This is a genomic window from Sulfurovum sp. bin170 (genome assembly GCF_010892395.1).
Taxonomy (GTDB): domain Bacteria; phylum Campylobacterota; class Campylobacteria; order Campylobacterales; family Sulfurovaceae; genus UBA1140.
In genome coordinates this window covers 1-13,774 of the sequence record NZ_JAACKB010000207.1, presented here as the reverse complement: position 1 = coordinate 13,774, position 13,774 = coordinate 1, and the positions used below count along the sequence as shown (strand labels likewise).

Annotated in this window: 12 protein-coding genes and 1 riboswitch; of the genes, 10 read left to right on the top strand and 2 right to left on the bottom strand. The window is 37.1% G+C overall.

Translation table 11 applies throughout. The features are described from left to right. Positions 1-200: 200 nt before the first annotated feature. A riboswitch (TPP riboswitch) is annotated at positions 201-318 on the top strand. Between the two features lie 161 nt (positions 319-479). The 4 genes from thiC to GSY74_RS04905 all read left to right on the top strand — a co-directional run bounded on the left by thiC (position 480) and on the right by GSY74_RS04905 (position 4,688). Continuing rightward, positions 480-2,363 carry a phosphomethylpyrimidine synthase ThiC gene (thiC, locus tag GSY74_RS04920; protein WP_188108698.1) on the top strand — a complete coding sequence of 628 codons (1,884 nt, stop codon included), beginning with the start codon at positions 480-482 and terminating at the stop codon, positions 2,361-2,363. 100 nt (positions 2,364-2,463) lie between these two features. Then, positions 2,464-3,558 carry an FAD-dependent oxidoreductase gene (locus GSY74_RS04915; RefSeq protein WP_164663987.1) on the top strand — a complete coding sequence of 365 codons (1,095 nt, stop codon included), beginning with the start codon at positions 2,464-2,466 and terminating at the stop codon, positions 3,556-3,558. 136 nt (positions 3,559-3,694) lie between these two features. Further along, on the top strand, positions 3,695-3,895 hold the full coding sequence (thiS, locus tag GSY74_RS04910; protein ID WP_223157465.1) for a sulfur carrier protein ThiS: 201 nt from the start codon (positions 3,695-3,697) through the stop codon (positions 3,893-3,895). A gap of 1 nt (position 3,896) precedes the next feature. After that, a complete protein-coding gene (locus GSY74_RS04905; protein WP_164663986.1) occupies positions 3,897-4,688 on the top strand; it encodes a thiazole synthase in 792 nt (263 codons plus the stop codon). A 357-nt stretch (positions 4,689-5,045) separates the two neighbouring features. Here GSY74_RS04905 and GSY74_RS04900 read toward each other — a convergent pair whose 3' ends face one another. Next, complete coding sequence (locus GSY74_RS04900; RefSeq protein ID WP_188108697.1) at positions 5,046-6,347, bottom strand: adenosylmethionine--8-amino-7-oxononanoate transaminase; 1,302 nt, start codon at positions 6,345-6,347, stop codon at positions 5,046-5,048. Between the two features lie 114 nt (positions 6,348-6,461). Between GSY74_RS04900 and GSY74_RS04895 the strand changes: the two genes are divergently transcribed. Genes GSY74_RS04895 through GSY74_RS04875 form a run of 5 tightly spaced genes read left to right on the top strand, consistent with a single transcriptional unit; the run spans position 6,462 to position 12,206 of the window. After that, positions 6,462-7,919, top strand: coding sequence for a peptidylprolyl isomerase (locus tag GSY74_RS04895; RefSeq protein WP_164663985.1), 1,458 nt, complete (start codon positions 6,462-6,464; stop codon positions 7,917-7,919). Between the two features lie 18 nt (positions 7,920-7,937). Further along, positions 7,938-9,308, top strand: coding sequence for a cell division protein FtsA (gene ftsA, locus GSY74_RS04890; protein ID WP_164663984.1), 1,371 nt, complete (start codon positions 7,938-7,940; stop codon positions 9,306-9,308). Positions 9,309-9,329: 21 nt separating this feature from the next. Next, positions 9,330-10,499, top strand: a complete 1,170-nt coding sequence (gene ftsZ / locus GSY74_RS04885; protein WP_164663983.1) for a cell division protein FtsZ — start codon at positions 9,330-9,332, stop codon at positions 10,497-10,499. A 6-nt stretch (positions 10,500-10,505) separates the two neighbouring features. Next, complete coding sequence (locus GSY74_RS04880) at positions 10,506-11,468, top strand: polysaccharide deacetylase family protein (protein WP_164663982.1); 963 nt, start codon at positions 10,506-10,508, stop codon at positions 11,466-11,468. A gap of 54 nt (positions 11,469-11,522) precedes the next feature. Then, positions 11,523-12,206 carry a DUF3365 domain-containing protein gene (locus GSY74_RS04875; protein WP_164663981.1) on the top strand — a complete coding sequence of 228 codons (684 nt, stop codon included), beginning with the start codon at positions 11,523-11,525 and terminating at the stop codon, positions 12,204-12,206. Positions 12,207-12,326: 120 nt separating this feature from the next. Here GSY74_RS04875 and lgt read toward each other — a convergent pair whose 3' ends face one another. Further along, the gene (gene lgt, locus GSY74_RS04870; protein ID WP_164663980.1) at positions 12,327-13,148 is read right to left on the bottom strand and encodes a prolipoprotein diacylglyceryl transferase; all 822 of its coding nucleotides are present in this window, start codon (positions 13,146-13,148) and stop codon (positions 12,327-12,329) included. A gap of 153 nt (positions 13,149-13,301) precedes the next feature. On the opposite strand from lgt, the gene GSY74_RS04865 reads away from it, so the two are divergent. Continuing rightward, on the top strand, positions 13,302-13,774 hold a 473-nt coding region (locus GSY74_RS04865), incomplete at its 3' end, for a DUF2062 domain-containing protein (RefSeq protein WP_164663979.1).

The following is a 13,774-nucleotide window of genomic DNA, read 5'->3' as shown; positions in this document are numbered from 1 at the left end:
TGAGTTTACTCATAATGTTCGCAAAAGGGGTAGAAATTTACTTGATTCTTTGCTTCAGGTGTTGTTGGGGTGATAGACCTCTGAGGTTGGTATGAGCCTAGTAATTATTAGTTTTTTTCTGTGAGACCTCTGAGGTTGGTGTGAGCCTAAAAATTTATAAAATTCAGCAATATCTTATTTCACATAATGTATAAATCCATATTCATCTCTCGGGGTGCTACCAAAACTATAAAGTTAAAAAGTAGCTGAGACAGCCTAAGCTGGTCCGTTGAACTTGAACCGATTAATATCGGCGTAAGGAAGAGATTGTATTTGACTTTAGAACTACGGTTCTACTCTTCTATCTACAACTCTCTCTTTTCGTAATTTTAAAATAATTTTTTTGCAAAACTAGGAAACGAAAACTTTAGTTTCGTCTCTTTCGGGGTTAAAGCCTCCGATTCCAAATGAATTTTGTAAATCTAAATGAAAGAGAATATATGAGTAACTACAAAGATACACTAACAACATCAAACGAACTACTAACAAGAGACCCTCTACCTGCTTCGACCAAGGTTTATATCAAAGGTGAAATCCACAAAGATATTCGTGTTCCAATAAGAAAGATTGCATTGAGTAACGGTACAAAACTTGGTGTCTATGATACATCAGGAGTCTATACTGACCCTTCTGTTGAGATTGATGTAGGGGAAGGGATTCCTGCTATTCGTAAAGATTGGATTGATTCAAGAGGTGATACAGAGGAGTACCAAGGGCGAATTATGGAGCCTGAAGATAATGGCTACTCTACAGATGAACAGCTTGATTTTGTAACCGCAGGGGCAAAAGGTTTGGTGCGAACACCTTTACGAGCCAAGATAGACGAAAATGGAAAAAGTAAAAATGTAACCCAACTCTACTACGCGAGACAAGGAATCATCACTCCAGAGATGGAATTTGTAGCAATTCGTGAGAATCAGAACCATGCGATGAGTGAGGAGTATCTTCAAAATCCAGAGAGAGAAGCGAGGCTCAAAGGCGACAATATGGGTGCAAATCTTCCTGATGTTATCACTCCTGAATTTGTAAGAAAAGAGATAGCTGAGGGTCGTGCCGTTTTACCTATCAATATTAATCACCCAGAAGCAGAACCTATGATTATTGGTCGAAACTTTTTGGTAAAAGTAAATGCAAATATCGGTAACTCTGCCACCTCATCATCAATTGCAGAAGAGGTTGAGAAGATGGTATGGTCAACTCGTTGGGGTGGAGATACGGTTATGGATCTGTCAACTGGTAAAAATATTCACACCACTCGTGACTGGATTTTACGAAACTCTCCTGTGCCTATTGGGACTGTACCAATCTATCAAGCACTTGAAAAGGTAAATGGAGTTGCCGAAGACCTAACTTGGGAAGTTTTTAGAGATACACTTATTGAACAAGCAGAGCAAGGGGTTGATTACTTTACCATCCACGCAGGACTGCTTCTTCATCATGTGCCAATGACTGCCAATAGAGTAACAGGAATCGTAAGTAGAGGTGGAGCTATTATGGCAAAATGGATGATTGCTCACCATCAAGAGAACTTTTTGAACACTCATTTTGAAGATATTTGTGAGATTATGAAAGCGTATGATATCACATTCTCACTAGGTGATGGACTTCGCCCTGGGTCGGTGGCAGATGCCAATGATGAGGCACAGTTTGCAGAGCTTACAGAACTTGGAAACTTGACTAAGATTGCATGGAAGCATGATGTGCAGACCCTTATCGAAGGACCAGGACATGTTCCGATGCATATGATAAAAGAGAATATGGACAAGCAACTTGAAGTTTGTCATGAAGCACCGTTTTATACACTTGGACCCTTGACAACCGACATTGCCCCTGGGTATGACCACATTACATCTGGGATTGGGGCGGCTATGATTGGTTGGTTTGGTTGTGCGATGCTCTGTTATGTGACACCAAAAGAGCATCTTGGATTACCTGATAGAGAGGATGTTAGAGAGGGGCTTATCACCTATAAACTGGCTGCACACGCTGCTGATATTGCCAAAGGTCACCCAGGGGCGAGAGCTAGAGATGATGCGATGAGTCTGGCTAGATTTGAGTTTAGATGGATTGACCAGTTCAATATTGGTCTTGACCCTGAGAAAGCTAGAGAGTTTCATGATGAGGAGTTACCAACAGAGGCTGCCAAAGTGGCACATTTTTGCTCTATGTGTGGACCAAAGTTCTGTTCTATGAAGATTTCGCAAGAGGTTCGTGACTATGCTGATGAGTTGGATACAGATGTGGAGACAGCTAAGAAAAAAGGGATGGATGAGATGTCAGAGGTATTTAAAGAGCATGGAAGTGAAGTGTATATAGAGGCGTAGGGTGCGTTTGCTAACGCACCGTCAAAACCATGACAATAATATAAAAACATCCAAAATTTTAAACGGTGCGTTAGCAAACGCACCCTACAAAAGGGAAAAAATGAACATAGCAATCGTAGGAGCAGGACTAGTAGGGAGAGTCCTCGCACTAAACCTACTAAAAGACGGACACACCCTAACACTATTTGAGAAAGATACAAGAGAGGGAGTACACTCAGCAGGTTTTACAGCGGCTGGGATGTTAGCCCCTTTTGCAGAGCTAGAGACAGCAGAATCGGTCATATTTGACCTTGGAAAACGCTCGATGGAGCTTTGGAAACCTCTTTTGAGAGATGCAGGGGTCTATGATGGATTGCAAAGAGAAGGAACTATTATAACCGCCCATCCACAAGATATGCCAGAGCTTGAACATTTTATCACCTCTCTTCGCAACAAAGTAGATGAGGCAAAAGATATTGAGTTGCTTAATAGTAGAGAACTCTCTATGATTGAGCCTGAATTGGGTCACCATACCCAAGCATTTTATCTTAAAGATGAGGGGCAAGTCGATTCTCAACGCTTTATTGCTTTCTCTACCAACTATCTTGATTCGATGGCAAAGGTGACTTGGCGAGAGCATACGCTTGTAGACAAGATTGAATCAGGAAAAGTTTTTGTTGATGGAAAAGAGGAGTCTTTTGATTGGGTCTTTGATGCTCGTGGTTTGGGTGCAAAAGAATATTTTTCTGATTTGCGTGGAGTGAGAGGTGAGGTTATTTGGCTTGAATCAAATGACATTCATATCACTCGTCCAACAAGACTACTCCACCCTAGATACAAGATATATATTGTTCCTCGTGAGAATGGATGTGAGGGGATTGAGCTAGAGTATTGCAAAGATTGTAAGATTGCTCAAACAACAGGGTCAAAACGCTATATTATCGGAGCTAGTGAGATTGAGAGTGAGGATAGTTCGGATATATCTGTTCGCTCTATGCTAGAACTTCTCTCTGCTGTATTTACTGTTCATCCTAACTTTGGTGAGGCACGAGTGGTTAATACTGAGACCAACTGCCGTCCTGCATTTAGAGATAATTTGCCACGGATTGAGAACTCTAAGGGTCTAACACGAATAAATGGTCTCTATCGGCATGGGTATCTTTTGGCTCCTGCGATTGTAGAGAAGGCTTTGAATGAGGGGATTAGAAAAATCTGAAACATTTCCGTAGGTGTGACATGGTCACACGACAAATCTCGGTTTGAATACAATGGAAATATCAAATATTCAATCAAGCAATATTTAGTTTAGGCGTGTGACATGGTCACACCTACGGAGGAAGGAATTTAAAATTATGATAATATCGGTAAATGGTGAGATAAAAGAGTTTAAGGGTGAGCATATATCAATAAAAGAACTATTAGAAGAAATGAGTTACAGCAAAGGTATAGCCGTAGCACTCAATGAGACATTTGTACTAAAAACAAAATATAAAGAGACAATAATAAAAGATGGTGACAGACTAGACATCCTCTCACCAGTCCAAGGGGGATAATATGAAAAAATGGAAAATAGAGGGAAAAGAGTTTGATAGTCGGCTAATGATAGGCTCTGCTCTCTACCCATCACCAGAGATTATGGAAAAATCTATTAAAGCATCAGGAGCAGAGATTGTCACCGTAGCTTTGCGAAGACAATCAGCAAATGCACCGCAATGTGGTAATCAATTTTGGGATATTATCAAAGAGTTGGATGTTACGGTACTACCAAATACGGCAGGGTGTCACACTGCAAAAGAGGCGATTACCACTGCGATGATGGCTAGAGAGGTCTTTGAGACTGATTGGATAAAACTAGAAGTTATTGGCAATCAATATAATCTTCAACCTGACCCTTTTGCGTTGCTAGAGGCTACCAAAGTTTTAATAGATGATGGATTTAGAGTCTTGCCATATATGACCGATGATTTGGTATTGGCACAACGATTAGCAGATATTGGATGTACAACTTTGATGCCTTGGGGGTCACCTATCGGTTCAGGTAGAGGGCTTATGAACCCATATAACCTAAAAGTAATTCGTAGACAGTTTCCCAATCTGAATCTAATAGTAGATGCAGGAATAGGAAAACCATCAGACGCAGTAGAGGCGATGGAACTTGGATTTGATGGTGTGTTGCTAAACTCTGCGGTTGCTTTGGCACAAGAACCTGTGATAATGGGTGAGGCATTTAAACATGCTGTCTATGCAGGTCGACTTAGCTATGAGGCAGGGGTTATGCAGAAGAGGGATATGGCAAGTCCTTCTACTCCTACTGTGGGAACTCCATTTTGGCATCAGTTTAGTTAAGTAGACTTTTTTAAAAACTAAAAATATGTTAATATAAAAAAATTACATAAACTAAGCAATTCTTTATTAAGTAATTAATTTTTAGAGAGAGTCAAGATAGTTTTTTTGACTCCATTAACTGCTGTTCTATATTAGGATTGTCAATTTTTAGTGTAATTGTCATATTTTTTCCTTTACATCTAATTTTATTCGTAGGGTGTTGTGCCTCACAACATCGTCCTATGAAAATTTGGTTTTGACGGTGTTTTCGGGGAAAACACCCTACACCAATTCAATATCTAAAAATCTAAAATCTTTTTTGTTATGTGTCCATAGAGGTAAATCAAGCTGTAACCATCATACCCCACCAAAATCAAACTATAACAAAACAATAGCCTCATAAGCCGTATCTATCATCTTGTCTATCTCCTCATAAGAGATAATGTAAGGTGGCATAAAATATACAATATGAGCAAGAGGACGAAGCAGAACTCCATTGTCCAATCCATACTGATAGACTTTTAGTCCGATTCGTTCTTCTGGTCTATACCCTTGTAACTCAACCGCAGCTATCATCCCTGTCTGTCTTATCTCTTTGACATTTGGAAGGCTCTTGAACTTCTCTAACTTTTCCAAGATATAAGCTGATTTTTTTCTATTATCTCCCAATACATCAGAGGCTTCAAAAAGCTCTATCGTAGCTAAGGCAGCACTACATGCTAGAGGGTTTCCTGTATAACTATGTGAGTGTAGAAATGCTTTAAACTCACTGTAATCACAATAAAAAGCGTTGTAGACATCAAGTGTGGTCATGGTAACTGCAAGTGGCAGATAACCACCTGTCAGACCTTTTGAGATGGTCATAAAATCAGGAGTAACTCCAGCCTGTTCACATGCAAACATTGTGCCAGTTCTTCCAAAACCTGTCATAATCTCATCGGCTATAAGGTGAATACCATATCTACTACAGACATCTTTTGCCATTCTTATATAGAGAGGATGATACATATGCATATTTCCCGCACCTTGAACCAGTGGTTCTATAATGAATGCTGAAATTTCATCGGCTCTCTCTTCCAATATTTTTTTAAGCTCTATAATAGCCTCTCTTGCACTCTGCTCTGTTTGGTCTTTTGGCACAGGAGTTTGAATACAGGAGATTAATAGAGGAGCATAAGTCTCTTTGTAGAGTTCAACATCACCAACACTCAAAGCACCTATAGTCTCACCATGATAACTATTGGTCAATGAGAGAAATAGAGGGCGGTGACTACCTCTGTTTCTATGGTAATGAAAGCTCATCTTTAGAGCCACTTCGACAGCACTTGACCCATTATCAGCAAAAAACAGTTTATCCAGACCTTTTGGGGTGAGATTGACAAGCTTCTCTGCCAAATCAACAGCAGGTTTGTGTGTGAAACCTGCTAGGAGTACATGCTCTAGTGTATCTAGTTGCTCTTTAACTCTTGTGGAGATATGCTCATTGACATGTCCAAAGATATTGACCCACCATGAGCTTATGGCATCTATATATCTATTATCTTCAAAATCATAAAGATAGACCCCTTTTCCTCTTTTGATAGGTATTAGTGGCAGAGTCTCATGGTCTTTCATCTGTGTGCATGGGTGCCAGATATGTTTCAAATCCTCTATTACTATTCGACTATTATTACTATTCACTACTCTTCCCTTAGTTTTTTGGCTCAATATACTACTATTATTATGATGATTTCATTAATAATTAATCACAAGTAGACTAAAATTATGAAATTTTTATATTAAGGCAATATTAACATGATTAGTTGGATGCAAAAGAACAACAAATTTCTTATCGTTACTATCTGGATAGCGACAATATCATTTATCTTTACAGGGGCTACAATGGGCTTCTCATTTGGGATGAAAAGCACTAGTATCGGTAGAGTGGGAGAAATTGAACTATATAGAGAGAGATTTCAGATGGAGTATAGTAATCTATATGGAAGATACAATCAGATGTTTCAAGGTAAGTTCGATGAGGAACAGGCTAAGAAAATGAATCTGCAACAGCAGGTACTAAACTCAATGGCAGCACAGGCAAAAATACTTAACCTTGCAAAAGAGTTTGGCATAGTTGTTTCAGACAAAGAGGTGGGTGAAATGTTATCATCTATTCCATCATTTCAAAAAGATGAGATTTTCAATAGAAGTATCTATGATAACTTTATTAAAAACTCTGGATTCAATACAAAAACATTTGAGTCTAGTCTAAAAGATAATCTTATTATTACAAAAACATTTGCAATGCTAAATCTTGAAAGTTTAGAGAATGAATACAAAGCATTCTCTACAGCATATCAGATTGCTGACAAACTAAAATACATTACTTTAGGAGAAGCTGATCTCAATGTTACAGTTGATGAGACTAAGTTAAAAAGCTTCTGGGAGATGAGAAAAGAGCAGTTTCAAACAGCTAAACAGTACTCATTTGATGTTGTATGGACTAAGAGCAGAGATATAAATATTACAGATGAGGAGATAGAAGCACACTTCAGAGAGAATAGTTTCAGATATAGAGACGATGATGGTAAACTTCTAACACTAGATAGTGCAAAAGATAAAATCTCCAAAGATGTTAAACTCAAAAAATCAAAAAAATCTGCAAACAAACAGTATATATCTTTTAAAAAAGGTAAAATTGAAAAAGATGAAACTATAAGTTATAATATAGGAGATTTTAAACTATCTAAAGAGATATGGGAAGAGATTCAAACAAAAAATATTGGTGACCTACTTAAGCCAAAAATCATAGGTGATAGATACGCAACACTTAAAATTGTTGAGGTAAAAGAGCCTATTACAAAAACATTTGAAGAGGCAAAAGAGCTAGTAACTCCACAATACAAGCAGGATATTGAAAGAGAAGCTTTAGCCAAACTTGCGGAGATAACACTTGACAATATTGATAATAAAAAGGGTGAAATTTCTAGTTTTCTAACGCTTAAGAACATTGGGGAACAAAATCTTGGTTTAAATGAACAAGAAAGCTCAAACTTTGGCTCTAAACTATTTACTTCTAACCAAGAAAAGGGTATTATATCTATAGGAGAAAAGGTTGTTGTCTATAAAGTTATTGAACAGAAATTAATTTCACTTGATGAAAATGATACTGATGCTATGCATCAAACTGCTGACCAACTGAAGATGCAGTCATTCGAATCAAATTTAATGAAAAAATTAGACAAGAAGTATCCTACAGAATTTTATAAATGATAAAACCAAGGATTGAATTTGAGTACACCCATCTTAGCCATTGATATCGGCTCTACAAAAATATGTGCAATTATTGGGAAAAAAGAAGATGGTAAAGTTGAGATTAGTGGTCATGGTATCGCTAAATCTCAAGGTATAAAAAAAGGAACTATTACCAATATTGAACAGGCATCAAAAGCTATCAAAAGAGCTGTAGATGATGCTAAACGAGTATCTGGTCTAAATATCACAACGGCTACAATATCTATATCCGCAGCATATACAAAGAGTATAAACTCTACAGGCGTTGTAAATATACCCAATAATGACATCTCTATTAACGAAATAAACCGTGTAATGCAGACAGCATTATATAATGCAAATATACCTAATGAGTTTGAGATTTTGCATGTATTACCATACAAGTTCAAGATAGATGAGCAAGATTATATAGAGGACCCTTATGGCATGAATGCAAGTCGTATGGAGGTTGATACACATATAATCATGACAGCAAAGTCAAGTCTTGAGAACCTTAAAAAGGCAGTAAATGCTGCTAATATTGAGATAGGAAAAGTAGTTCTAAGTGGTTATGCTTCATCATTGGCAGTGATTAACCAAGATGATAGAGAGAGAGGTGTTGCTGTTATTGACCTAGGTGGACAGACTAGCAACTTAGTTATTCATGTGGGAAATGCTATTCAGTACAATGACTTTTTGTCTGTTGGTTCGAACCATATCACAAATGACCTCTCCATTGCACTACATACCCCTTTTGATACAGCAGAGAAGCTCAAAATTGCTAAAGGTAGCCTGTTGACTACAGGTACAAACGAAAATATAGAACTTCCTATCATAGGAGATGAACATAACCTAAATACAGTCTCAATGGATATTGTTCATAGTATTATTCATAGTCGTATGGAAGAGGCACTAACTATCTTAGCAAACTCTATCGCTAACTCTGGTCTAAAAAATCAGATTGGTGCAGGGATAATGCTAACAGGTGGAATGACACATATAGAGGGTACAAGAGAACTTGCACAAGCTCTAATGCCTAATATTCCTATCCGTATAGGTAGTCCACCATACATCAATAAAATCTCTAATGAACTACTATCAGCAGAGTACTCTGTGGCTGTTGGTCTGATGCTATATGAAGCAGGTTATAATACAGAGTATGAGCTAGAAAGAAACAAGCAGATGTTACACTCCAAAGAGTATATACCCAAAGATTCTTTGAGTGATATCGCTTCAATAACTGGTATAAAACCAAAGATTCATGTCTCAGAGCCATCTTTTGAAGAGAAAGAAGCAAGTGAGCTTTTTGCTGACCTAAGCAGAGAGCCAGTTAAAGATAACAATAACCCTGTACAGAGTTTTGTAGAGTGGGCAAAAAAAATATTTTAAAGTAAGAGTAAGGAGGAAAAAATGGAAGAGTTCAACATAACTGAGTCACACTCAGGAGTTCATGGAGCCAAGATTAAAGCTATCGGTGTCGGTGGTGGTGGTGGAAACATGATTAACCACATGATTAGCGAAGGTATAGGGGGAATTGACCTCCTTGTAGCCAATACAGATGCACAAGCACTTGATGCTTCACTTGCACCATATAAGATACAGCTGGGGATGAACATCACCAAAGGTCTGGGTGCAGGAATGAAACCAGATGTAGGTAGAGCGGCAGCAGAAGAGAGTTATGATAGTATCAAAACCATGCTGAATGGTGCGGATTTAGTATTTATCTCTGCAGGTCTTGGTGGAGGTACAGGTACAGGTGCCGCACCTATTATTGCACAAGCGGCAAAAGAGGTTGGTGCATTGACTGTATCTATTGTTACTAGTCCTTTTGCATTTGAGGGTAGAAAGAGAAAGAGACTAGCAAAAGAGGGTCTTGACGAACTTAAAAAAGAGTCTGACTCAATCATTGTTGTACCAAATGAGAGACTACTCTCTATAGTTGAAAAAAATCTTGGTATGAGAGATAGTTTTAGACTGGTTGATAATGTACTAGCACAAGCTGTAGGTGGAATCTCAAATGTAATTCTATCTCATGGGTCAAATGATATTAACCTTGACTTTGCTGATGTCAAGACAGTTATGAGCCATAGAGGTCTAGCACTCATGGGTGTTGGTGAGAGCCAAGGTAACAGTGCGGCGTATGATGCAGCAAAAACAGCTATTGAGTCTCCGCTTCTTGATAACCTCTCTATTGATGGTGCTATGGGTATATTGGTACACTTCCATATCCACCCTGACTATCCACTAACTGAGATTTCAGAGGCGATGGATATTGTAGAAGAGAATGCTGATGAGGATGCAAATATCATCTTTGGTACTACTACGAGTGAGGATATTCCAATTGATGAGGTTAAGCTTACTATTATTGCAACTGGTTTTGATGACCCTTCTGACATAGAGGTACAAAAAGAGGTATCCAATAACAATCAAAAGGTTCATATAGGCAGACCTGAACTAAAAAAACCTGTACAAAGCACTCTATTGAACAGTGTAAACTCTGCAAAAGTTGTTGGTGGGTACAACAACAGTAACGATGACTATCTGGATACACCTACTTTTCTAAGAAAGCAGATGGATTAATAGACTATGACAAAAGTTCTCCTCCTACTCCTCCTACTTTTGTCGCCTTATCTTCTATTGGCTGATGGACATATTTTTGTCTATCACCGTTTTGATGACAATCGATACCCCACAACCAATATATCTACAAAAGAGTTAAAAAGAGAGTTCGATTATCTAAAAGAGCATAACTATAAAGTTGTTCCACTTATTGATATTGTAAACAAGATAAAAGCTAATGAAAAAGTTCCTGATAACTGGGTTGCTTTTACTATTGATGATGGATTTAAAACATTCTATACCAATGGTCTTCCTATCTTTAGGCAGTATGGTTACCCTTTTACCCTATTTATCGCTGTAAAATATACCGAAGAGAACTACAAAGACTATGTATCATGGAAACAGTTAAAAGAGATTGCTAAATATGGTTCAATTGAATTTCATAGCTATGGACATGGTCACTTTGGACAGATGAGCGATGAGAAAATCAAAGCTGATATGGACAAAGGTTTATCTCTAATGAAAAAGCATTTAGATTATGAACCTAGACTATTTGTATACCCTTATGGTGAGTATGATAGTCGTGTTGAAAAGGTTTTAGCACCATATAACTTTCAAGCCGTTTTCAACCAAAATCTTGGTGCAATCAATGGTGAGTGTTCAGATGAGTATGATATTGACCGCTCAGCTGTTGTAGGCAGTAACTCCAAAGACTTTAAGTTATATCTGCACTTCAAAGAGCTTTGTGGTGTTACATTTCATAAACCACTCACCTATCCAAAAGATAAAATGGTAAGAACCGTTGAGATAACACTAGAGGATAAAAGTATCACTGATGCAGAAATCTTTATCTCAAACAATGGATGGAATAGAGTAAAAGTCAAAAATGGAAAGATAATTTACAGAGCAAACAAAAGAGTAAAACTCAACCGTATTAAAATTGGGGTAAAAGTTAAAAATAGAATCAAACTTATGGTTTTATCAAAATAGTTATCTTATATTAATATGTTATACTTCTAAATAATTTCAATTTAGGAGAAACGAATGAACAAAAGATTCTACAGCCCCCTACTACTTGCACCACTAATCTTTGTTGCTTGTAATACAACACAACCAACTACAAAAGCACAAGAGACAAAAGAGGCTCCAGTAGTAGAGGTAGCCGAAAAAAATGTACTAAAAGAAGAGTCAATAATCCAACCAAAAGCTACTACCAAAAAAGTTGCTACCACAACTATAAACGGTGTAAAGTTTGTCAACAAACCTCTAATTGAAGAGCAAGGTCTATTCCATATAAAATCGTTTGTCGGAACACTTCAACCAACTCTTGATAGTGCAATGAAGGATAGTGTAGCAACAGGCATGGGAGTCTGTATGTCTATAGATACGGCAGGTGAGTATAATGCTCTAACTACTGATACCAAGATAAGCAGAACAGCACTTAAGTATAGAAATGAGAAGAATAAACCTGATGCAACCGATACCACTGCAATGAAAGAGCTTGTTAGAAAAGGTGACTTTAAAGCTATTACTGTTGATGCAGGTGACCACTATAGAGTCTATAAACCACTACCAACAAAAGGGGAGTGCCTTGTTTGTCATGGAGATAGTTCAAAAATACCATCTAAAATATCTGAGATGATTAACCGAAAGTACCCTAAGGATTTAGCCGTAGACTTTGCAGAAGGTGAGTTTCGAGGTACTGTTGTAGCAGAGATAAAGAAATAAATTTACACCCTATCCCCAATGCCAATAAATTAGCGAGGCTGAAGCCATCGGTTCCTTATATGCAATTTGCATTTTCGGAATCGGCGTGTTTACACCCGAACTATTTGGTTCAACAAAAGCTTAATTTATTGGAGTTGCCCTTCTCCCTATAAAATATAAAATAACCCCAAAAAGCATCATCAGAACACACAATAACTGCCCCATCGTCATCCATCCACAACAGACAAATCCAAGCTGAACATCAGGCTCTCTTACATACTCTATGATGTATCTAAAGACCCCATAGCCAAAGAGATATATTGCCATCAATTCACCATTAAATCTTTTATATTTTCTATAGGCATATATAATTATAAACAGTACAACTCCTTCTAAAAATGCCTCATATAGTTGTGAAGGATGTCTTAGTACACCATCTACGAATATTCCAATAGGCAGATCAGTCTCTCGTCCAATCAACTCTTTGTTTAAAAAGTTTCCTATTCTGCCTAGCGTATAGGCAAGAGGAACACTAATGGCTACTAAATCCATCAAAAAGAGGAATGAGACCTTATATTTTTTTACAAAAAGCCATGAACCCAATACAAAACCAATCATAGCTCCATGATAACTCATACCTCTAATTCCAACAAACTCACCACTATTATCAAAAGGGTTAAACATCTCCCAAGGATGAATGAGATAGTGCATATAGTTTGGGTCATAAAATATAAAATATCCTATCCTCGCACCCAAAATCACTCCTATCTCAGCATAAATAAAATAAGCATTTAGCTCCTCATAAGAGATATTTAAACTATCTTTTTTTATTATCCACTCTGCTATATACAATGCACTCATCAATGCTGATATATACATAAGTCCATACCAATGTAGCTTAAACCCAAAAATATCCAGTGCTACTGGGTCAAAATTGCTATATATATGTTGCCAAAACTCCATCTACTATAAACTCCTAAATATAGAACTAAGTAATAAGTTTAGTGAAAAATGCTTAATATCGTGTAAATTTAGAAAATATTTTGCTTTTATAAAAAAGATTCAATAGCTTATAAAGTTTCAATGACTACAATATTTAAAAAGCATGGTGAATCAATGATTAGAAAGATTTTAAAAAAGAGAAAGAGTAATAATAAATTAGACCAATTTATTAAAAAGTATAATATCCCTAGAGAGTATCTATCTATAAACCGTAAATCTATATCAAGAGGTATTTTTATAGGTCTACTTATAGGATTTATCCCTATGCCGATGCAGATGTTGGCTGTTTTACTTTTTATCCCATTTTTTAGATTTAATGTTCCTATTGCTATCTCTATGGTCTGGTTAAGTAACCCCATTACAATGCCATTTATGTACTATATGGAGTATCAAACAGGTAATTTTCTATTAGGTAGAGAGGGGATAGATAATATAGAACTTACGCTAGATTGGTTCAGCAATAATTGGGATACCATTATGCTTCCTCTATATGTTGGAACGGTTCCATACTCACTCTTTATCTCACTCTTTATCTATTATATTATAAATATATTATGGATTAATTCTGTGAGAAAAGAGAAGTCTTA

Coding starts and splice junctions, on each gene's coding strand:
- GSY74_RS04915 (WP_164663987.1), top strand. CDS start 2,464: ATGAACATAGCAATCGTAGGAGCAGGACTAGTAGGGAGAGTCCTCGCA.
- lgt (WP_164663980.1), bottom strand. CDS start 13,148: ATGGAGTTTTGGCAACATATATATAGCAATTTTGACCCAGTAGCACTG.
- ftsZ (WP_164663983.1), top strand. CDS start 9,330: ATGGAAGAGTTCAACATAACTGAGTCACACTCAGGAGTTCATGGAGCC.
- GSY74_RS04905 (WP_164663986.1), top strand. CDS start 3,897: ATGAAAAAATGGAAAATAGAGGGAAAAGAGTTTGATAGTCGGCTAATG.
- thiS (WP_223157465.1), top strand. CDS start 3,695: ATGATAATATCGGTAAATGGTGAGATAAAAGAGTTTAAGGGTGAGCAT.
- GSY74_RS04895 (WP_164663985.1), top strand. CDS start 6,462: ATGATTAGTTGGATGCAAAAGAACAACAAATTTCTTATCGTTACTATC.
- GSY74_RS04875 (WP_164663981.1), top strand. CDS start 11,523: ATGAACAAAAGATTCTACAGCCCCCTACTACTTGCACCACTAATCTTT.
- thiC (WP_188108698.1), top strand. CDS start 480: ATGAGTAACTACAAAGATACACTAACAACATCAAACGAACTACTAACA.
- GSY74_RS04880 (WP_164663982.1), top strand. CDS start 10,506: ATGACAAAAGTTCTCCTCCTACTCCTCCTACTTTTGTCGCCTTATCTT.